The 18,935-nt window shown below is 62.7% G+C and carries 22 protein-coding genes; 7 read left to right on the forward strand and 15 right to left on the reverse strand.

Annotated features, from left to right (window positions below):
- The first annotated feature begins 122 nt into the window (after positions 1-122).
- Together AC097O_RS02910 and AC097O_RS02915 are read left to right on the forward strand one after the other, a co-directional pair.
- Positions 123-611, forward strand: a complete 489-nt coding sequence (locus AC097O_RS02910) for an Lrp/AsnC family transcriptional regulator (RefSeq protein WP_479591385.1) — start codon at positions 123-125, stop codon at positions 609-611.
- A gap of 61 nt (positions 612-672) precedes the next feature.
- Positions 673-900, forward strand: a complete 228-nt coding sequence (locus AC097O_RS02915) for a hypothetical protein (RefSeq protein ID WP_479591386.1) — start codon at positions 673-675, stop codon at positions 898-900.
- Positions 901-1,153: 253 nt separating this feature from the next.
- On the opposite strand, the gene AC097O_RS02920 is transcribed toward AC097O_RS02915, so the two are convergent.
- Complete coding sequence (locus AC097O_RS02920) at positions 1,154-2,644, reverse strand: nucleobase:cation symporter-2 family protein (protein WP_479591387.1); 1,491 nt, start codon at positions 2,642-2,644, stop codon at positions 1,154-1,156.
- A 153-nt stretch (positions 2,645-2,797) separates the two neighbouring features.
- Between AC097O_RS02920 and AC097O_RS02925 the strand changes: the two genes are divergently transcribed.
- From AC097O_RS02925 to glcF, 3 genes are read left to right on the forward strand one after another with little or no spacing between them, the layout of a single operon-like run.
- Positions 2,798-4,291 (forward strand): FAD-linked oxidase C-terminal domain-containing protein, encoded by a 1,494-nt coding sequence (locus AC097O_RS02925; protein ID WP_479591388.1) that lies wholly within the window; start codon positions 2,798-2,800, stop codon positions 4,289-4,291.
- Positions 4,291-5,367: a glycolate oxidase subunit GlcE gene (gene glcE, locus AC097O_RS02930; RefSeq protein ID WP_479591389.1), complete on the forward strand. Its 1,077-nt coding sequence runs from the start codon at positions 4,291-4,293 to the stop codon at positions 5,365-5,367. The genes AC097O_RS02925 and glcE overlap by 1 nt, the downstream gene beginning before the upstream one ends.
- A gap of 3 nt (positions 5,368-5,370) precedes the next feature.
- Positions 5,371-6,597: a glycolate oxidase subunit GlcF gene (gene glcF, locus AC097O_RS02935; protein WP_479591390.1), complete on the forward strand. Its 1,227-nt coding sequence runs from the start codon at positions 5,371-5,373 to the stop codon at positions 6,595-6,597.
- Between the two features lie 59 nt (positions 6,598-6,656).
- Here the strand turns inward: glcF and AC097O_RS02940 are convergent, their stop codons facing one another.
- Positions 6,657-7,061, reverse strand: coding sequence for an OsmC family protein (locus AC097O_RS02940; protein ID WP_479591391.1), 405 nt, complete (start codon positions 7,059-7,061; stop codon positions 6,657-6,659).
- Positions 7,062-7,229: 168 nt separating this feature from the next.
- On the opposite strand from AC097O_RS02940, the gene rpoH reads away from it, so the two are divergent.
- Positions 7,230-8,171 carry an RNA polymerase sigma factor RpoH gene (rpoH, locus tag AC097O_RS02945; RefSeq protein ID WP_479591392.1) on the forward strand — a complete coding sequence of 314 codons (942 nt, stop codon included), beginning with the start codon at positions 7,230-7,232 and terminating at the stop codon, positions 8,169-8,171.
- Between the two features lie 44 nt (positions 8,172-8,215).
- Here the strand turns inward: rpoH and AC097O_RS02950 are convergent, their stop codons facing one another.
- The 5 genes from AC097O_RS02950 to AC097O_RS02970 are packed head-to-tail and all read right to left on the reverse strand — an operon-like array spanning position 8,216 to position 12,269.
- A complete protein-coding gene (locus AC097O_RS02950) occupies positions 8,216-8,827 on the reverse strand; it encodes an SCO family protein (RefSeq protein ID WP_479591393.1) in 612 nt (203 codons plus the stop codon).
- Between the two features lies 1 nt (position 8,828).
- Positions 8,829-9,740, reverse strand: coding sequence for a heme o synthase (gene cyoE / locus AC097O_RS02955; protein ID WP_479591394.1), 912 nt, complete (start codon positions 9,738-9,740; stop codon positions 8,829-8,831).
- On the reverse strand, positions 9,737-10,870 hold the full coding sequence (locus tag AC097O_RS02960; RefSeq protein WP_479591395.1) for a COX15/CtaA family protein: 1,134 nt from the start codon (positions 10,868-10,870) through the stop codon (positions 9,737-9,739). The genes cyoE and AC097O_RS02960 overlap by 4 nt, the downstream gene beginning before the upstream one ends.
- Positions 10,871-11,596, reverse strand: a complete 726-nt coding sequence (locus tag AC097O_RS02965; RefSeq protein ID WP_479591396.1) for an SCO family protein — start codon at positions 11,594-11,596, stop codon at positions 10,871-10,873.
- A complete protein-coding gene (locus AC097O_RS02970; protein ID WP_479591397.1) occupies positions 11,538-12,269 on the reverse strand; it encodes an SURF1 family protein in 732 nt (243 codons plus the stop codon). The genes AC097O_RS02965 and AC097O_RS02970 overlap by 59 nt, the downstream gene beginning before the upstream one ends.
- A 15-nt stretch (positions 12,270-12,284) precedes the next feature.
- On the opposite strand from AC097O_RS02970, the gene AC097O_RS02975 reads away from it, so the two are divergent.
- On the forward strand, positions 12,285-12,518 hold the full coding sequence (locus AC097O_RS02975) for a twin transmembrane helix small protein (protein WP_315182376.1): 234 nt from the start codon (positions 12,285-12,287) through the stop codon (positions 12,516-12,518).
- 45 nt (positions 12,519-12,563) lie between these two features.
- Here AC097O_RS02975 and AC097O_RS02980 read toward each other — a convergent pair whose 3' ends face one another.
- The 8 genes from AC097O_RS02980 to AC097O_RS03015 all read right to left on the reverse strand — a co-directional run bounded on the left by AC097O_RS02980 (position 12,564) and on the right by AC097O_RS03015 (position 18,920).
- The gene (locus tag AC097O_RS02980) at positions 12,564-13,445 is read right to left on the reverse strand and encodes a cytochrome c oxidase subunit 3 (protein WP_315182378.1); all 882 of its coding nucleotides are present in this window, start codon (positions 13,443-13,445) and stop codon (positions 12,564-12,566) included.
- 46 nt (positions 13,446-13,491) lie between these two features.
- Positions 13,492-13,695 (reverse strand): DUF2970 domain-containing protein, encoded by a 204-nt coding sequence (locus tag AC097O_RS02985; RefSeq protein ID WP_315182381.1) that lies wholly within the window; start codon positions 13,693-13,695, stop codon positions 13,492-13,494.
- Positions 13,692-14,312, reverse strand: a complete 621-nt coding sequence (locus tag AC097O_RS02990) for a cytochrome c oxidase assembly protein (protein ID WP_315182384.1) — start codon at positions 14,310-14,312, stop codon at positions 13,692-13,694. The genes AC097O_RS02985 and AC097O_RS02990 overlap by 4 nt, the downstream gene beginning before the upstream one ends.
- A 17-nt stretch (positions 14,313-14,329) precedes the next feature.
- Positions 14,330-14,446 (reverse strand): cytochrome oxidase small assembly protein, encoded by a 117-nt coding sequence (locus AC097O_RS02995; RefSeq protein WP_315182387.1) that lies wholly within the window; start codon positions 14,444-14,446, stop codon positions 14,330-14,332.
- A 2-nt stretch (positions 14,447-14,448) separates the two neighbouring features.
- Positions 14,449-16,080 carry a cytochrome c oxidase subunit I gene (gene ctaD / locus AC097O_RS03000; protein ID WP_479591398.1) on the reverse strand — a complete coding sequence of 544 codons (1,632 nt, stop codon included), beginning with the start codon at positions 16,078-16,080 and terminating at the stop codon, positions 14,449-14,451.
- A gap of 41 nt (positions 16,081-16,121) precedes the next feature.
- Positions 16,122-17,309: a cytochrome c oxidase subunit II gene (gene coxB / locus AC097O_RS03005; protein ID WP_479591399.1), complete on the reverse strand. Its 1,188-nt coding sequence runs from the start codon at positions 17,307-17,309 to the stop codon at positions 16,122-16,124.
- 71 nt (positions 17,310-17,380) lie between these two features.
- A complete protein-coding gene (locus AC097O_RS03010; protein WP_315182396.1) occupies positions 17,381-17,857 on the reverse strand; it encodes a DUF2244 domain-containing protein in 477 nt (158 codons plus the stop codon).
- Positions 17,858-18,014: 157 nt separating this feature from the next.
- The gene (locus AC097O_RS03015; protein ID WP_479591400.1) at positions 18,015-18,920 is read right to left on the reverse strand and encodes a class I SAM-dependent methyltransferase; all 906 of its coding nucleotides are present in this window, start codon (positions 18,918-18,920) and stop codon (positions 18,015-18,017) included.
- Positions 18,921-18,935 lie beyond the last annotated feature (15 nt).

The following is an 18,935-nucleotide window of genomic DNA, read 5'->3' on the forward strand; positions in this document are numbered from 1 at the left end:
TTAGTTGAGTGTGCGGATGTTAAGCCTACGCCTCACAACAAAGGTTTCAATATTTCACATTTTTTGCAGTTTAATTTCTCACTCACAAACACAAGAAATTAAGTTTCATATACATTTAATTTATGGAACAAATAGAACTAGACAGCACCGATCTGCGCCTGCTGCACCAGCTGCAAGTGGATGCGTCGCTGAGCAACCTGGCCCTGGCCGAACTGGTGCATGTGTCAGCCCCTACCTGCCTGCGGCGGGTCAAGCGGCTGGTGGAGGCGGGGCTGATCGAGCGGCAGGTGGCGATTTTGAGCGCCGACAAGCTGGCAGTGCAGCAGGGCCACGGCCTCACCGCCATTGTGGAGATCACGCTGGACCGGCAGGACGAGGAGCGCCTGGCCGCCTTCGAGCTGCGGGTGGCCTTGGATGAGTCGGTGCAGCAGTGCTACCGCGTGTCGCCCGGGCCTGATTTCTGCTTGGTGGTGTTTGCGCACGACATGCCGGGCTACCTGGCGCTGGCGCAGCGCTTGTTTACCAGTGACGCGAATGTGCGCAACGTGAAGGCATTTTTCAGCCTGAAACGCAGCAAATTCGCGCCGTTTGTACCTGTGCTCCCTGCGTGACACACGGCTTTACCGCCTTGGGAGGCAGAGCCGCCCTGTATGCATTTACATTACCCGCACCATGACGCATTACAAAACGATTTACAAATGCAGCCAATGCGGTGCCACCAGCTACCAGCCCGTGATTGGCCGCGATGCCAGCGGCGCTCTCATGCCCACCGGCGTGTACCGCTGCACCGGCTGCCGGGTCACTTTTACCGATCCCAAAGACTGGTGGGGCCACCCCGGTGCCACCGCTGCTGCCCCCGCACCCGCCAACCCGCATGCAGGCACTTCGCCGGGTAGCTGATTGCTATATTTTTAACCTAAAATTTAAGACATAAAAATAGCTGCTACCGCTTATTTATTAAGCGTGAGCAGCTATTTTTTTAGGAGTGAATTTGCACACCCCTAGGCTGCAGTGCTTCGCATCTTCCTCCAACCCCCTTGCAGGGGGCAACACCAGCAGCCTGGCAAAGCCAGTTCTGCGGTGTTCCTGGAAGAGAAGCGTTATGTCTGCACGAGGGAGCTCGATCATTACTTTTCAGGAGTAACAACGTCGGTCAATGCGCGTCGGCCATCTTGGCGGCGGCGATGGCCTCTTCGGCCCCGCCCTTGGCACCGTTGAAGTACAGGTTCAGCGCCACGGCGGCGATGGATGCCAGCAAGATGCCGGACTCAATCAGCGAATGCAGGCTGTGCGGCATCCACTGTTTGAAGTTGGGCGCAATCAGCGGCACCATACCGATGCCGATGGAAATGGCCACGATCAGCGCGTTGAAGCGATTGGTTTTGAAGTCCACCCCGCCCAGGATGCGGATGCCGGTGGCGGCCACCATGCCAAACATCACCAGCCCCGCGCCGCCCAGCACCACGGTGGGTAGCGACTCCACCAGCGCCGCCATCTTGGGCAGCAGACCCAGCACGATCAGCAGCAAGCCCCCGGCCACGCAGACAAACCGGCTCTTCACCCCGGTTACCGCCACCAGGCCCACATTTTGCGAAAAGCTGGTGTAGGGGAAGGTGTTGAAGATGCCGCCGATCAGCGTGCCCAGGCCGTCGGTGCGCAGGCCCCGGGTGAGTGCGGCCTGGTCCACTTTGCGCCCGGTCATGTCGCCCAGCGCCAGAAACATGCCGGTGGACTCGATCATCACCACCACCATCACCAGCGACATGGTGAGGATCAGCATGGGGTCGAAGATGGGCAGCGCAATCTCGAACGGCAGCACCAGGTCAAACCACGCGGCCTTGCCCACTTTGTCAAAACTCATCAGCCCCAGCGCGGTAGACACCACACCGCCCACCACGATCCCGAGTAGCACCGAGATGTTGGCGAAAAAGCCCTTGGCGTGCTTGGCAATCAGCAAAATCGTCACCAGCACCAGGGCGGCAATGCCCACGCCGGTGAGCTCGGCGTACTTGGGATTCGGCACGCTGGGCGCAATGGCCAAGCCGCTGGGCACGGGCGGCAGCGGCGAGCCGGGCGCGGTGGCCACGGCGGCGGCGTTGGCCAGCCACTGGGCGTGGTCGGGGTTGACCACGCTGGGCGCGGTGGGGCCAAACGGGTTGCCAAAAATCCAGTTGATGCCCACCCGCATCAGGCTGATGCCGATCACCGCGATGATGGTGCCGGTGACCACCGGCGGAAAGAAGCGCAGCAGGCGGCTGACCAGCGGCGCAATCACGATAGACACCACGCCCGCGCCAATCACCGCGCCAAACACCAGGCCCGCGCCCTCGGCACCGGGGTGGCTGTTGGCCATGGCCACCATGGGGGCCACCGACGCAAAGGTCACGCCCATCATCACCGGCAACTTGATGCCAAACCACTGCGTAGCCCCCAGCGCCTGGATCAGCGTGACCAGGCCGCAGCAAAACAGATCGGCCGAAATCAGCATGCCCACCTGCTCCGGGCTGAGCTTGAGCGCGCGGCCCACAATCAGCGGCACGGCCACCGCACCGGCGTACATCACCAGCACATGCTGCAGGCCCAAAGCAGTGAGCTGGGTGGCGGGCAGGCGTTCTTCTACGGGGTCTGGCGGGGCGGAAGACATGGGCTGGCTCTCTGGTGAATGGAGGTACGCGGGTGTGAAGCATGAAACAGGCCACCCACGCGCACAGATTTCTTCACCGTTTGCCACCAGAAATTTCAGCCCCCCGCAGGGCGAGCGCTGCTTATAGTCACCCACCCGCTGCACACACCTACGATGAACACCGCCCCACCCCAAGACCGCACCCCGATACAGGCCCGCCGTGCCGAGGTCGCCAGCGCCCTGGCCGCCGCCCTGCCCCGCCACGCCATCCTGTCGCGCACCGAGGACACCACGCCCTACGAGTGCGACGGCCTCACCGCCTACCGCGCCCAGCCGCTGGTGGTGGTGCTGCCCGAAACCGAGGCCCAGGTGGCGGCGGTGCTGCAGATCTGCCACCGCTTGAATGTGCCGGTGGTGGCCCGGGGCGCGGGCACCGGTTTGTCCGGCGGGGCCATGCCCCACACCCTGGGTGTGACGCTGTCGTTGGCCAAGTTCAACCGCATCCTGAAAGTAGACCCGCTGGCCTGCACCGCCACCGTGCAGTGCGGCGTGCGCAACCTGGCCATCAGCGAAGCCGCCGCGCCCCACGGCCTGTACTACGCCCCCGACCCCAGCAGCCAGATCGCCTGCACCATCGGCGGCAACGTGGCCGAAAACTCCGGCGGCGTGCACTGCCTGAAGTACGGCCTCACCCTGCATAACGTGTTGCGGGTGCGCGGCTTTACCGTGGAAGGCGAGGCGGTGGAGTTTGGCTCGGAAGCGCTGGACGTACCCGGCCTGGACCTGCTGCCGCTCATCATCGGCAGCGAGGGCATGCTGGCCGTGACCACCGAGGTCACCGTCAAGCTCATCCCCAAGCCGCAGATTGCCCGCTGCATCATGGCCAGCTTTGAGACGGTAGAGGCCGCGGGCAACGCCGTGGCCAGCGTGATCGCCGCGGGCATCATTCCCGCCGGGCTGGAGCTGATGGACAAGCGCATGACCGCCGCCGTAGAAGACTTTGTGCACGCCGGGTACGACCTGAACGCCGCCGCCATCCTGCTGTGCGAAAGCGACGGCACCCTGGAAGAGGTGGAAGAAGAAATTGCCCACATGCGCAGCGTGCTGGAGGCCAATGGCGCCTCCGGCATCGCCATCAGCCGCGACGAGGCCCAGCGCCTGAAGTTCTGGAGCGGCCGCAAAAACGCCTTTCCGGCCTCGGGCCGCATCAGCCCCGACTACATGTGCATGGACTCCACCATTCCGCGCAAAAAGCTGGCCGAAATTTTGCGCGCCATCGAGGCGATGGAGGCGCAGTACGGCCTGGCCTGCGCCAATGTGTTCCACGCGGGCGACGGCAACCTGCACCCACTCATCTTGTTTGATGCCAACGACCCCGACCAGATGCACCGCTGCGAGCTGTTTGGTGCCGACATTCTGGAAACCAGCGTGCGCCTGGGCGGCACGGTGACGGGTGAGCACGGCGTGGGCGTGGAAAAGCTCAACTCCATGTGCGTGCAGTTCAGCGCGCCCGAGCGCGAGCAGATGTTTGCCGTCAAACGCGCCTTCGACCCGGTAGAGCTGCTGAATCCCGGCAAGGTCATCCCTACGCTGCAGCGCTGCGCCGAATACGGCAAGCTCACCGTGCTGCGCGGCCTGCTGCCCTTCCCCCACCTGCCAAGGTTCTGATGAACGCCCCCATCCTCCAGCGCCTGATCGACCAGGTGCGCAGCGCCCACAAGCCCCTGGACATCCAAGGCGGCAATACCAAGCACTTTTACGGCGAGATCTCCCACGGCGAGGTGCTGGACATGCGCCCTTTGAACGGCATCAGCAGCTACGAACCCAGCGAGCTGGTGGTCACCGTGCGGGCGGGCACCAGCCTGGCCGAGCTGGAGCACCGGCTGGCCGAGAAAGGCCAGTGCCTGCCCTTCGAGCCGCCACGCTTTGGCGATGGCACGGTGGGCGGCATGGTGGCCGCCGGGCTGTCCGGCCCATCCCGCGCCGCCGTAGGCTGCGTGCGCGACTACGTGCTGGGCACCACGGTGCTGAACGGCCACGGCGAGGTGCTGAGTTTTGGCGGCCAGGTCATCAAGAACGTGGCCGGGTACGACGTGTCGCGGGTGATGGCCGGGTCGCTGGGCGTGCTGGGCGTCATCTGCGAGGTGTCTTTGAAAGTGCTGCCCATCGCCACGGCCACCGCCACCCGGGTGTTTGTGATGGACGAAGCCGCCGCACTCAAGCAACTCAATGCCTGGGCGGGCCAGCCGCTGCCCATCAACGCCAGCGCCTGGCACCACGGCCAGTTGCACCTGCGGCTGGCGGGTGCGCAGGCGGCTGTCAACGCGGCCTGCGAAAAGTTAGGCGGCACGGTGGTGGAGCCCGAAATAGCGGCCAGCTGGTGGGACAGCGTGCGCGACCACCAGCATGCCTTCTTCCGCCTCGACAGCACGCACCTGGCCAAGGGCGAGCACCTGTGGCGCATTGCGGTGCCCGCCACCACCCCGCCGCTGGACCTGCCGGGCCTGCAGTTCATCGAATGGGGCGGGGCCCAGCGCTGGCTGCGCGGCATCGCCACGGCCAAACAGGTGCGCGCCGCAGCGGCCCAGGCGGGCGGCCACGCCACCCTGTTCCATGCCGCCGCGCCACGGGCGCAGATCTTCACCCCGCTGTCAGAACCCCTGCAGCGCATCCACAAAGGCCTGAAAACCGCCTTCGACCCCCGGGGGATCTTCAACCCTGGCCGCCTGTACCCAGGGCTTTAAAGCATGCAAACCAACCTAGCCCCCGAATTCAAGAACACCGCCGACGGCCAGGCCGCCGAGGCCATCCTGCGCAAATGCGTGCACTGCGGCTTTTGCACCGCCACCTGCCCCACCTACCAGCTGCTGGGCGACGAGCTGGACGGGCCCCGGGGCCGCATCTACCTGATGAAACAGGTGCTGGAAGGCGCGGAAGTCACCCGCAGCACCCAGCAACACCTGGACCGCTGCCTCACCTGCCGCAACTGCGAAACCACCTGCCCCAGCGGCGTGGAATACGGCGCGCTGGTGGACATCGGGCGGCGCATCGTCGATGCCAAGGTAGAGCGCCCTACCCTGGAAAAAGCCGCCCGCTGGCTACTCAAGGAAGGCCTGACTTCGCCGCTGTTCGCCCCGGCCATGAAAACCGGCCAGGCCCTGCGCCCGCTGCTGCCGCCGGTGTTGAAGAAAAAAGTGCCTGCTGCCCACCCCGCAAAACCCTGGCCGACCCGCGAGCACGCCCGCAAGGTGCTGATGCTGACCGGCTGCGTGCAGCCCGCCATGATGCCCAACATCAACAGCGCCACCGCCCGCGTGCTGGACGCGGCGGGCATCCAGACCCTGGTGGCAGACAAGGCCGGTTGCTGCGGCGCCCTGCGCAGCCACCTGGGCGACCACGCCGGTGGCCTGGATGACATGCGCCGCAACATCGATGCCTGGTGGCCGCTGCTGCAAGCCCACAAACCCGAGGCCATCGTGATGAACGCCAGCGGCTGCGGCGTGATGGTCAAGGACTACGGCCATGCCCTGGCCGCCGACCCGGCCTACGCCCACAAGGCCACGCTCATCAGCGAACTGACCCGCGACCTGAGCGAACTGCTGCCGGACCTGGTGGAGGCCTTGCGCGGCAAGGTAAAAGTGGGCGCTGTGGGCCAGCTTGCGTTCCACCCGCCCTGCACGCTGCAACACGGCCAGAAGCTGCGCGGCGGGGTGGAGACGCACCTGGGCGCGCTGGGCTTCAAGGTGCAGATTGCAGGGTCAGAAAGCCATTTGTGCTGCGGCTCGGCGGGCACCTACTCGGTGCTGCAGCCCACCCTGTCCACCCAGTTGCGCGACCGCAAACTCAAAAACCTGGAGCCGCTGGGTGCGCAGGTCATCGTGTCGGCCAACATCGGCTGCATCCAGCACCTGCAAAGCGGCACAGCCACACCGGTGAAACATTGGGTGGAAGTGTTGGACGCGGCAATTATTTAGGACCAAATTGGCCTCTAGCGCTTATAGGATAAGCACGAGAAGCTATAAAAAACGCAGCATCAGTCTACCGGTGCGGTGGCTACGGTAATCTCACCTTCCAGCACCCGGTGGATCGGGCATTTGTTGGCAATCTCCAGCAGCTTGGCGCGGTCTTCGGGCGTGATGTCGCCCTCGATGTGCAGGCTGCGCTGGAGCTGGTAGCGCACGCGGCCATCCTCGGTTTTGCCTTCCACGTGGCTGATGTCCACCCGCAGGTCGGTCACGGCCAGCTTGCGGCGGCGGATGTACAGCTCCAGCGTGAGCACGGTGCAGGCGGCCAGGGCCGAGTCCAGCAGGTCGTGCGGGTCGGGGGCCAGGTCGTCAGAGCCCAGGGTCTTGTCCACGTCGGCGTGCCAGGCGTGGTGGCCGTTGGTGAGGGTGGTGAGTGCGCCTTGGGCGCGGTGCAGGCGGGCTTGGATGGGCATGGTGGGCTCTGGTAGGTGGGTCGGTATCGGCACTGTACAGCCCTGGCATGGAACTTCGCACCCCAGCGCCACTCCTAGTAAATACCCGTATTGCAAGTGAAATATAGGGCCCTTAGCACTCCACCCTATAGAGTGCTAATATTGCCGCTTAGAGAAAAGGAATCTGGTATGAACCTTCAAACTGGAACGATGTCCTCCGCGCTGGCCGCCCCCAATCCCTGGGCAATGGTGCCGTCGCTGGGCAACCTCGACGCTTATATTTCGGCAGTCAACCGCATGCCCATGCTCACGCTGGAGCAGGAGCAGAAGTTTGCCCGCCAACTCCGCGACGACCACGATGTGGATGCCGCCGGGAAGCTGGTGATGTCGCACCTGCGTCTGGTCGTTTCGGTGGCCCGCCAGTACCTGGGCTACGGCCTGCCCCACGGCGACCTGATCCAGGAAGGCAACGTCGGCTTGATGAAGGCCGTGAAGCGCTTCGACCCCGACCAAGGCGTGCGTCTGGTGAGCTACGCGCTGCACTGGATCAAGGCCGAGATGCACGAATACATCCTGAAAAACTGCCGCATGGTCAAGGTGGCCACCACCAAGGCGCAGCGCAAGCTGTTCTTTAACCTGCGGTCGATGAAGCAGGGTTTCAAGTCCGACTCCGCTGCGGCCGATGCCGGTACCCACCGCGAGACGCTGAGCGAGTCCGAAATCGACTCCATGGCCACCCAGCTCAAGGTCAAGCGCGAAGACGTGATCGAGATGGAAACCCGCTTGTCGGGCGGCGACGTGATGCTGGACCCCGGCCCGGGCGACGACGGTGAAGACAGCTACGGCCCCATCGCCTACCTGGCCGATACCCACCAGGAGCCCACCGCCCTGCTGGAAGCCCGCGACCGCGACTACCTGGCGGGCGACGGCATCCAGAGCGCCCTGGACGGCCTGGACGAGCGCAGCCGCCGGATTGTGGAAGAGCGCTGGTTGAAAGTGGCCGATGACGGCTCGGGAGGCATGACGTTGCACGACCTGGCAGCGGTCTACGGTGTCAGCGCCGAGCGGATTCGCCAGATCGAAACTGCGGCGATGAAGAAGATGAAGAAATCACTCGCCGAATACGCCTGACCACACGGTCGGCCCCATGAAAAAAGGACCCTACGGTCCTTTTTTTACGCCTTCTGCTTGAGCAGCAGCTGCAAATCCCCGGCCAGCGCCGCCGCGCCACCGCCGTAGCGGGCGTACAGGCGCAGGCGGCCCTGGGTGTCGTACACGTAGCTGCCCGCAGAGTGGTCCATGGTGTAGCTGGTGGGCGTGGTGCCCTCCACTTTCTTGTAATAGGCCTTGTAGTCTTTGGCCACTTTGGCCAACTGTTCGGGCGTGGGGATCAGTGCCAGGAAGCTGGGGTCGAAGTTGGCCATGTAGGCCTTGAGCACCTCCGGCGTGTCGCGGGCGGGGTCTACCGTGATGAAGATGGCCTGCAGCTTGTCGCCATCCGCGCCCAGGGATTTTTTGACCTCGGCCAGCTCGGCCATGGTGGTGGGGCACACGTCGGGGCACTGGGTGTAGCCAAAGAACACCACTACCAGCTTGCCCGCGAAGTCTTTGATGCTGCGCGGCTGGCCGGTGTGGTCGCTGAGCTGAAAATCTTTGGCGTAGTCGGCCCCGGTCAGGTCGATGGCAGCAAACTTGGCCGCAGGCTCAGAACAAGCAACAAATAGGCCGCTAGCGCTTATGGTAAGGGCGTAAGCAGCTATTTTTTTAATAGCATCACGTTTATGCATATCAGACCAGGTAATGGTCCAGCAGCAGCGCGGCAAACAAGGCGCTGAGGTGGATGAGGGAGAAACGGAAGGTTTTGCGCGCCAGGGCATCCGAGTAGTTGCGCCACAGCGCAAAGCCATAGCCGCAAAAGCCCAGGCTCAACACCACGGCCACCGCCAGATACAGCCAGGAACTCATGCCGTAGATGAAAGGCATCAGGCAGCCCGCAAACAGCACCAGGGTGTACAGAAACACCTGCAGCCGGGTGAACTCGTTGCCGTGCGTCACCGGCAGCATCGGCAGGCCCGACTTGCGGTAGTCCTCCACCCGGTACAGGGCCAGCGCCCAGAAGTGCGGCGGGGTCCACAAGAAGATGATCAAAAACAGAATCAGCGCCTCGGGGCCGACGTTGTCGGTCATGGCGGCCCAGCCCAGTACCGGCGGCATGGCACCCGAGGCCCCGCCGATGACGATGTTTTGCGGGGTCAGCGGCTTCAAGATCATGGTGTAGACCACGGCATAGCCCACAAAGGTGGCAAAGGTCAGCCACATGGTCAGCGGATTGACCCACACGTACAGCAGCACCGAACCGGCTGCGCACAGCAGGGCCGAGAACAACAGGGTTTGCCAGTCTTGCAGTTCGTTGCGCGCGGTGGGCCGCCAGGCGGTGCGCTTCATGCGCGAGTCGATGCCTTTTTCGACCAGGCAATTGAACGCCGCCGCCGCGCCCGCCACCAGCCAGATGCCCAGGCAGGCGATCAGCCCCTTTTGGGCTTCCATCCAGGTGGGTACGCCGGGCACGGCCAACACCATGCCGATCAGCGCGCAGAACACGATGAGCTGGATCACGCGCGGCTTGGTCAGCGCGTTGTACTGCCGCAGACGCGACGGCAGGCTGGTCACGGACGGGGCGGTGGGTTCAACAACACTCATGCAGACAATCTCGATCTATTAGGGGAAACAGCCGGGGTGGCCACCCGTGCAGTGCGCTGGGCGCAGACCGCCCAGGTCAGCACCACCACCAGCGCAGCGGCACCGCCGGTATGGGCCACGGCGGCCAGCAGCGGCCAGCCCAGCACCACATTGCTCAGGCCGGTGGCGAACTGTAGCAAGGTCAACCCGGCCAGCCAGCGGGCCTGGCGGCGGGTGGCCGGGCTGCGGTGCAAACGCCAGGCCACCCACGCCAGCACCAGCAAGACCAGGTAAGCCATCAGCCGGTGGGCATAGTGGATGGCGGTGAGCCCGGCAAAGCTCAGGTAGCTACCGTCCTGCATCCGCCCCAGGGGCCGCCAGATTTCAAACGCGTGCTGAAAATCCATCGCAGGCCACCAGCTGTCTTGGCACAGCGGGAAGGTGTTGCAGGCCAGCACCGCGTAGTTGGTACTGACCCAGCCGCCCAGCACGATCTGCACCGCCAGCAGCACGCAGGCCAGGCCCAAGCCCACACGGGCGACAGGCATGGCGCGCGGGCGGGTAAAGCCTACGGCCTGTGCGCACAGCAGAGCCAGCAAGACCAGCCCGCCCACCAGATGCAGGGTGACGATGGCCGGAAACAGCTTCATGGTGACGGTGAGCGCGCCAAAAGCGCCCTGCACGCAGACCCACACCAGTGTGAAGGTGGGCCACCAGGGGTTGATGGAGGCGTCCTTTTTACGCGCCCACCAACTGGCGATGGCCAGCGTCAGAATCAGCACGCCCACGCCGGTGGCCAGGTAGCGGTGGACCATTTCGACCCAGGCTTTGCTGTGGGTGACGGGACCGCTGGGCATGGCCGTTTGCGCCTGGGTGATCTCGGCCACTGCGCCCAGTGGGCTGGCGTTGCCGTAGCAGCCGGGCCAGTCGGGGCAGCCCAGGCCGGAATCGGTCAGGCGGGTGAACGCACCGAACAGCACCAGGTCGAAGGTCAAAAACAGCGTCAGCACCGTGAGGGCCTGCAGGCGCCGTGCGGGTGCGGCGTTTTTATTGCGCAGCCAGACCCAGGCCAGCGGGCCGAGGGCAATCACCACGCCCATCAGCATCAGGCGGATAGCGGGCGACAGGTCGTACAAGGCTTGGGATTCCATTCAGCGCCCCGCGTCGTCCCAGGAGTTGGAGCCGCGCAGCAAGCGGTCGAGGTCGCGCTTGGCTTTGGAGGCACCTTCGATGTCCAGCCCGGCAGGAAAACGCATCATCCAGTTGCCCATGGGGTCCACCACGTACAGGTGGTCAGGCAGCAACTGGCCGACGGCGGGCGACAGCCATTGGGACAGTTGCAGCTCGCCCACGCGCAGCACGGTGGCGGTTTTGAGGGCCGGGCGCAGGGCTTCGGCAATGGGCGCGTCGTCGGTGACCAGCCAGACCCAATCGACACGGTCTTTTTCCTTGCCCAGGGTTTCGCGCAGTTGGCGCTGCAGGTACAGGTGCTTTTGGCATGCGTCGTCGCACGCCCCGCCCGCCACGCTGACCAGCAGCCACTGGCCCTTGAGGCTGCGCAGGTTGCCGGGCTGGCCATCCAGCCCCACCACCGCCTGGTCAGGCAACGGGCGCTGCGGCTCGATCAGCTCGCCCAGGTTGGCACGGCCCTGGGGACGCACCACGTAGTAGGTGAAGTAGGAGGCAATGACTGGCGCGGCGCAGGTCAGCAGCACGCCCAGCATCTTCCAGCGGCCCATGACCGTGCGGCGGCGTGCGCCGTCCATGGCCTGCTCGGGCGTGGGCAGGTTGTGCACGGTGAGCCCCAGCGGGTGGTCTTCAGGTGGACCGCTTTGGGGCCGGAAAGATGGTGCGTCGGACAATTTGGAACCAGACATAAAGAATTGCGATCAAGGCGCTGAGCCCAAACCATTGGAATGCGTAGCCGTGGTGTTTTTCAACACCTAGATTGGCGGCCGGCCAGTCGCGCTGCAGGCGGCCCTCGGTGGGGCCGGATTGCAGCACCGACAGCGGCAGCAGGGCCAGCCCGGTCTCGGCGCTGAACTCTGCAAGATCGAGATTTTGCCGGATGGCACCGGACTCAACACCTTTGAAGGCATAAAGCTTGGACGGCGGCGGGGCCATCCGCCCTTGCACTTCGACCTCGCCTGCCGGACTGTCCACCACGGGCAAGACGGTGCGGTCCAGAAAATTGCGCGCCACCCAGCCGCGTTGCACCAAGATGGCGGTGTTGCTGCCTGCCAGCTTCAGGGGTGTGACGACGTAAAAACCGGCCAGGTCGTGCATCTGGCGGTTGTCCAGAAACACGGTGTTTTGCGGCACCCACTGGCCACGCAGGCGCACCTGGCGGTGTAGCACATCATCCACCTTGAAGGGCGCAGTCAGGTCCGCAAAGCCTACAGCCGGGCGCGTGTGCTGCGACTGGATGGCCGCGTACAAGGCCTCTTTCTGGGCAGCGCGCGACAACTGCCAGCGCCCCAGGGAGAAGGTCACCGCCAGGCCGATCAAAGCCCCTGCCGTCAGCAAGGCAAAGCGTAGCTTGGGGCTCACGGGATAATACCGGGCATGACTTATCTCGCCCTTGTCGCTTTTGCGGCCATCTTAGCCAGCCTTGGTGCTGCCCTGTACTTCATGCTCAAGGGGAGCGGGAAAACCGAGGCCGAGCAGGCAGCCAAATCCGGACGCATGGCCAAAGCGCTGGCGTTTCGTATCGGACTGTCGGTGCTGCTGTTCATCTGCATCCTGGTGGGCTGGAAGTTGGGGTATTTGCACCCGACGGGTATCCAGTCGGGTCAATAAAAAAGCGCCGGGTGGCGCTTTTTTGTTTTGGCGAAAGCAAGTCCATCAAGTCCAGTAGACAACGACGTACAGACCCAACCACACCACGTCCACAAAGTGCCAGTACCAGGCAGCACCTTCAAAACCGAAGTGTTTGCTGGGGGTGAAGTGGCCCTTCATCAGGCGCAGAGTAATGAACAGCAGCATCAACATGCCCACGAACACGTGGAAACCGTGGAAGCCGGTCAGCATGTAGAAGGTGGAGCCGTACACACCGGAGGTCATCTTCAAGTTCAAATCGTTGTAGGCATGGACATACTCATAGCCCTGCACAAACAGGAACACCGTACCCAGCAAGACCGTAGCCCACATGAAGGCGATGGTTTTGCCACGCTCGCCCTTGACCAGCGCATGGTGGGCGATGGTCAGGGTGACACCCGAGGTCAGCAGCAAACCGGTGTTGATGGTCGGCAGCCAGAACGGGGTCATGGTCTGGAACGGCTCGATGATGTTGGCAGGAGAAGCCGTCACACCGGCGGCAATGCTGGGCCACACGGCTTTGAAGTCGGGCCAGAGCAAGGCGTTGTCCAGGCTGCCCAGAGCAGGCACCGAATGGCCGCGCGCCCACCACAGGGCGGTAAAGAACGCGCCGAAGAACATCACCTCGGAGAAGATGAACCAGGTCATGCTCCAACGGTAAGAAAGGTCGATCTTGTGGCTGTACAGGCCGCCTTCGCTCTCGTTGATGGCATCGCGGAACCACTGGTACAGCACGCCCCACCAGAACAGCATGCCGAAGGCCAGCGACCACTTGCCCCAGTCCGCTCCATTGATCCACTGGCCTGCGCCCAGGATGACAAAAAACAGGCCCAAAGAAGCCATGGCCGGATGGCGTGACGGGCCGGGTACAAAGTAGTACGGTGTTGCAGCGTGTGCGGTTGAACTCATGTCAGCTCCTTGCTCTCTCGATTCTTGTAAGACCTATTGGGCAAATTTACTTTGCCACCACCCAATTCACCAAAATAACCAAACCCACCACGATCAACAGCACCGCCACCAAGCCCACCGCAATCACATGCAAGGGGCTGATTTTGGCCAGATCATCCTCAAAACCGCTGCGTTTGCGGATGCCCACAAACGACCACGCAACCGCCTTGACCGTTTGCAGCAAGCTGGCCTTGCCAGCAGGCGCACTCATGACCCCTGCCCGGCTTCTACATGCCGACCGGCATCGACGGTGGAGGTCGGCGCAGGCGGTGTCTTGCCACCCACTTCAAAGAAGGTGTACGACAAGGTAATCGTGGTCACATCTTTGGACAGCTTGGGATCGATGATGAACGCCACCGGCCATTCTTTCTTCTCGCCCGGGTCCAGCGTGTACTGGTTAAAGCAAAAGCATTCCAGCTTGTTGAAATGCGCCGCCGCCTGGCGGGGGGCGTAGCTGGGAATCGCCTGCGCTGCCATGCGCCGGTTTTGCGTGTTCTGGAATTCGTAGACCACCGTGGCCAGCTCACCGGGATGGACTTGCAGCGAACGCTGGGCGGGCTTGAATTCCCACGGGCCACGCGCATTGGCATCGAACTCGACGGTGATGGTGCGGCTCAAATCCACCTGCGTGTTGGCAGGGGAACTTGCGCTATTGCCCGGCGTACCCAGGCCGGCCACCTGGCGCTCGGCGATCGACAGGATGTTGATGCCCGTCATTTCGCAAATAGCCTTGTACAGCGGCACCAGACCGTAGCCAAATGCAAACATGGCTACGGTGATGACGGCCAGCTTGCCGACCATTTTGAAATTTTCGCTGCGAACGTTCATAACCGCTGGATGGCCATTCAAGGCTGGTTCAACAGGACCATCTTGGCGAAGAATCCAATGAAAAACACCACCGCAATGGACGCCAGGATGAGCCCGGTGCGCAGGTTGTTTTTCTTTTGCTGGGGAGTCAACATGCTTAAGCAATCACGCGGGTTGCGGTGATGTCCAGCTTGGGCGGTGTCTCGAAGGTGTGGAATGGTGCAGGCGAAGGCACTTCCCACTCCAGACCTTCGGCAGCTTCCCAGGGCTTGGCCGAAGCCTTTTCGCCCTTGCCCAGCATGGCTGGCAGCACGATGAAGAAGAAGAAGTACACCTGGGCAAAGCCAAAGAAGAACGCGCCCACCGAAGCCACCGCATTGAAGTCGGCAAACTGCATGGGGTAGTCGGCATAACGGCGTGGCATACCGGCCAGGCCCAGGAAGTGCATCGGGAAGAAGGTGATGTTGAACGAAATCAGCGACCACCAGAAATGAATCTTGCCGCGACGCTCGCTATACATCACACCGGTCCACTTGGGGCACCAGTAGTAGAAACCGGCAAACATGGCGTAGAGCGAGCCCGCCACCAGCACGTAGTGGAAATGCGCCACCACGTAGTAGGTGTCCTGCAGCTGGATGTCGATCGGTGCCACGGCCAAGATCAGGCCGGTGAAGCCACCCATGGTGAACACGAAGATGAAGCCCACCGCAAACAGCATCGGGGTTTCAAAGGTCATGGAGCCCTGCCACATGGTGGCGATCCAGTTGAAGATCTTCACGGCGGTCGGCACGGCAATCAGCATCGTGGCGTACATGAAGAACAACTGGCCCGTCACCGGCATGCCGGTGGTGAACATGTGGTGCGCCCAGACGATGAAGCTCAAAATCGCAATCGACGAGGTGGCATACACCATAGAGGCGTAGCCAAACAGCTTCTTGCGGGCAAACGCGGGCACGATGTGGCTGATGATGCCGAAGGCCGGCAAGATCATGATGTACACCTCGGGGTGGCCAAAGAACCAGAAGATGTGCTGGTACATCACCGGGTCGCCACCGGCGGCCGGGTTGAAGAAGCTGGTGCCAAAGTGGCGGTCGGTCAGCGTCATGGTGATGGCACCGGCCAGCACGGGCATCACGGCGATCAGCAGGTAGGCGGTGATCAGCCAGGTCCAGCAGAACATGGGCATCTTCATCAGGGTCATGCCGGGGGCGCGCATGTTCAGGATGGTGACGATGATGTTGATCGAACCCATGATCGACGAAGCACCCAGGATGTGCATGGCAAAAATACCCGCGTCCATCGACGGGCCCATTTGCAGGGTCAGCGGTGCGTACAGCGTCCAGCCCGCAGCGGGTGCGCCGCCGGGCATGAAGAACGAACCCACCAAGGTAGCCGCCGCCGGAATCATCAGCCAGAAGCTGAAGTTGTTCATGCGGGCAAAAGCCATGTCGGAGGCGCCAATCTGCAGCGGAATCATCCAGTTCGCAAAACCCACGAAGGCCGGCATGATGGCACCGAACACCATGATCAGGCCGTGCATGGTGGTGAGCTGGTTGAACAGCTCAGGGTTGACGAACTGCAGGCCAGGCTGGAACAACTCGGCGCGGATGACCAGCGCCAGCAGGCCGCCGACCATCAACATCGTAAAGCTGAACAGCAGGTACAGCGTGCCAATGTCCTTGTGGTTGGTGGCAAACACCCAGCGCCGCCAGCCGGTGGGGGCGTGGTGGTGGTCGTCATGACCATGCTCGTCGTGTGCGTGGTCGTGGGGATGGAGAACTGCACTCATCTTGGCTTTCCTTGGGAATCTTGTACGTTAACGAGTGCAGCTTATTTGCCGCGCTGGGCCAGGATGTCAGCGGGCTGCACCAGTTGGCCCGTCTTGTTGGACCAGTTGTTCTTGGTGTAGCTGATGACCGCCGCAATGTCGGTATCGCTGAGTTGCTTCCAAGCGGGCATGCTGCCGTTGTTCTGGCCATTGAGCAGCACATGGATCTGCTTGTTGATGTCGGAGTCCAGCACCACAGCCGCGCCATCCAATGCCTTGATCGGACCTGCGCCCTTGCCGTTGGCCTGATGGCAGGCCGCGCAATTAGCCGCGTAGACCTTTTCACCGCGCTTGGAGATGTCGTCCAGGGTCCAGACCTTGGATGGATCGTCGGCCTTGGCGGCCATCTTCTTTTTCTCGCCGTCAACCCAGGCGGAGTAGTCTTCGGCCGACACCACCTTCACGTGGATGGGCATGTAGGCGTGTTCTTTGCCGCACAGCTCGGCGCACTGGCCGTAGTAGCTGCCGATCTTTTCGGCGCGGAACCAGGTGTCGCGCACAAAGCCGGGGATCGCATCCTGCTTGATACCGAAGGCCGGTACCATGAAGGCGTGGATCACGTCGTCGGCGGTAGTGATGATGCGGACCTTTTTATTGACCGGCACGACCAGGGCGTTGTCGACCTTGAGCAGGTAGTCATCGACCACTTCGCCCGCCTTGGGGCCGCCGTTGTTGGACATGGCGCGCTGGGTACTGTCGAGCGTGGACACAAAACCAATGCCTTCGCCTTCGCCCTTAAGGTAGTCGTAGCCCCATTTCCACTGCATGCCGGTGGCCTTGATGGTCAGGTCGGCGTTGGTGGTGTCTTTCATGGCTACCACCACCTTGGTGGCGGGCAAGGCCATCAGGATCACAATGACAAACGGAACAATGGTCCAGATGATTTCCACGGTAACCGACTCGTGGAAGTTGGCCGCCTTGTGGCCCTTGGACTTGCGGTGCTTCCAGATGGAATAAAACATCACGCTGAAGACCGCGATGAAAATGACCAGGCAGGTGTAGAGCATGCCCATGTGCAGGAACTGCTGCTCTTCCGAGATCTTGGTGACACCCATGGGCAGGTTCAATTGGCGCACGCCGGGGCCACCCGGAAGATCATTGACCGCATGGGCAGCCGCCGCAGTACAGACAGCAGCGGATACGCCGATTTTTTGCAGCAGTGAAGCCAACTTGTTAGGAATCATCTTCATCGTTTTCACTTATTCAACACCTCAATTGAACCAATCTTGCCGCGCCAGCCATATGCCCCTAGGGACCTGTCTCATGCGCTGCGCAACGCCATCCGAATTTCCCGTGCCAGAGCCGACCGCAGCTCCGGGCTCACATACCGCCCTACTTCTACCGACCGCCCCTGGCCCGAGACCTCGATCAGGGAGCGATCGCCCGTTTTGGGCTCGATACGGACCCATTCACGGCGAAACTCTGCCCGCTCCAGGCGACCGGCGCTCTCCAACTCGACCACCAGCTGCGTACCTTGCAGCGAAATCTTCTCGCCATCGGTGGCGTGCCGGGAGTACACCAAAAATGCCGCCCCCACCGCCACCAATTCCAGCCATGCAAACGGCAACACCAACTTGGCCCCTTGCATCCAGAAAAACGTCGCAATACCCATGGACACCACACAGATCGATGCATACATCCAACCCAACTGGGCCGGTGTCACCGAACAGTTGCGCTTCAGGAACCAGTGGATGTTCTGGCCCGAAACTGTGGCGAAGCGAAATACCAAGTTCGGCACGTTTGGCACTCACAAAAATGAGGCAGATGCCATGGCGAACGTGCCGCCTGTGGGTCTGCCTAGATGCGTGGGGAGATACCCAAATTCATTTTTCTTCATGTGAATTGTAGCCTTGCTTTCCAGGGCCAAGCCCGGTAGGGGGCTTGAAACTCACCTGTCAAACCCCATGTGCCTTGCCCTGTTGCAGCATGTCGCGCATGTCGCGCAGCGAAACCGCGCTGTGGGCACTCACGCGCAGTTTCGGTTTGGGCTTCAGGGCGTGGCCATAAATCAGCTCAAACGTCAGTGGCAAACGGCCATTTTCCGCCGTGTCGGCCAGTTGCAGGGCCAATTCGCGCTCCAGTTTTTCACGCCACTGCCGCCCGCGCAGGCCGACAAAGCGCTGCGGATGCAGGTTGCGCCCCACCTCGCGCAGCTCTTGCAGCAGGCGCGCCGGGCTCTCGTAGGTCAGGCGGATGCGCTCCATGTCCATCACCGGCTCGGCAAACCCGGCGTGCACCAGCATGTCACCCCAGTCATGCATGTCGGTGAACTGGTGGCCGGGCAGCGGCCAGCCCAGGGCGCTGTAGACACCGCGCAGCTCCTGCACCGTGTCCGGCCCCAGGCACGAGAACATCACAAAGCCATCCACCGCCAGCGCCCGGTGCCATTGGGCGATCAGCGCCTGCGGGTCGGCAGCCGAGTGCAGCACCATGTTGGCCCACAGCATCTGCACGCTGCCGTCGGGCGGCAGCGTGGCCTGCTGCGCGGGCGCACGCCAGCCACTGGGCTTCCACCACGGCTTTGCTACGGATTGAATAGCTGCTTGCGCTTGTTCCATATGGTTTTCAACCACAAAACATGCTGAATTGGGATACCGCTCGGTGAGTTTGGCGTGGGCCTGCAGGCCGCCGCGCGTGGGCTGCCAGTGCGCCCAGGCCTCGGGCTGCAGCTTGATCCACTGCAGGCGGTCTTCCATGCGCCTGGCGACTTCTTCGTGCAGCCAGGGGGATTGGGCCGTGCGCAAATGGGCCCAGCGGGCGGCAGCGGCGGGGTCGATAGTGGGGGGAAGTTGGGTCGTCATACGGTAGCCTGCGAG

The sequence above is a fragment of the Rhodoferax sp. LS1P39 genome (assembly GCF_056521425.1).

Coding starts and splice junctions, on each gene's coding strand:
- coxB (WP_479591399.1), bottom strand. CDS start 17,309: ATGAAGATGATTCCTAACAAGTTGGCTTCACTGCTGCAAAAAATCGGC.
- AC097O_RS02960 (WP_479591395.1), bottom strand. CDS start 10,870: ATGGAATCCCAAGCCTTGTACGACCTGTCGCCCGCTATCCGCCTGATG.
- ctaD (WP_479591398.1), bottom strand. CDS start 16,080: ATGAGTGCAGTTCTCCATCCCCACGACCACGCACACGACGAGCATGGT.
- glcF (WP_479591390.1), top strand. CDS start 5,371: ATGCAAACCAACCTAGCCCCCGAATTCAAGAACACCGCCGACGGCCAG.
- AC097O_RS02980 (WP_315182378.1), bottom strand. CDS start 13,445: ATGAGTTCAACCGCACACGCTGCAACACCGTACTACTTTGTACCCGGC.
- glcE (WP_479591389.1), top strand. CDS start 4,291: ATGAACGCCCCCATCCTCCAGCGCCTGATCGACCAGGTGCGCAGCGCC.
- AC097O_RS02925 (WP_479591388.1), top strand. CDS start 2,798: ATGAACACCGCCCCACCCCAAGACCGCACCCCGATACAGGCCCGCCGT.
- AC097O_RS02965 (WP_479591396.1), bottom strand. CDS start 11,596: ATGTCTGGTTCCAAATTGTCCGACGCACCATCTTTCCGGCCCCAAAGC.
- AC097O_RS02915 (WP_479591386.1), top strand. CDS start 673: ATGACGCATTACAAAACGATTTACAAATGCAGCCAATGCGGTGCCACC.
- AC097O_RS02950 (WP_479591393.1), bottom strand. CDS start 8,827: ATGCATAAACGTGATGCTATTAAAAAAATAGCTGCTTACGCCCTTACC.
- AC097O_RS03015 (WP_479591400.1), bottom strand. CDS start 18,920: ATGACGACCCAACTTCCCCCCACTATCGACCCCGCCGCTGCCGCCCGC.
- AC097O_RS02990 (WP_315182384.1), bottom strand. CDS start 14,312: ATGAACGTTCGCAGCGAAAATTTCAAAATGGTCGGCAAGCTGGCCGTC.
- cyoE (WP_479591394.1), bottom strand. CDS start 9,740: ATGAGTGTTGTTGAACCCACCGCCCCGTCCGTGACCAGCCTGCCGTCG.
- AC097O_RS02975 (WP_315182376.1), top strand. CDS start 12,285: ATGACTTATCTCGCCCTTGTCGCTTTTGCGGCCATCTTAGCCAGCCTT.
- AC097O_RS02910 (WP_479591385.1), top strand. CDS start 123: ATGGAACAAATAGAACTAGACAGCACCGATCTGCGCCTGCTGCACCAG.
- AC097O_RS02920 (WP_479591387.1), bottom strand. CDS start 2,644: ATGTCTTCCGCCCCGCCAGACCCCGTAGAAGAACGCCTGCCCGCCACC.
- AC097O_RS02940 (WP_479591391.1), bottom strand. CDS start 7,061: ATGCCCATCCAAGCCCGCCTGCACCGCGCCCAAGGCGCACTCACCACC.
- rpoH (WP_479591392.1), top strand. CDS start 7,230: ATGAACCTTCAAACTGGAACGATGTCCTCCGCGCTGGCCGCCCCCAAT.
- AC097O_RS02995 (WP_315182387.1), bottom strand. CDS start 14,446: ATGTTGACTCCCCAGCAAAAGAAAAACAACCTGCGCACCGGGCTCATC.
- AC097O_RS02985 (WP_315182381.1), bottom strand. CDS start 13,695: ATGAGTGCGCCTGCTGGCAAGGCCAGCTTGCTGCAAACGGTCAAGGCG.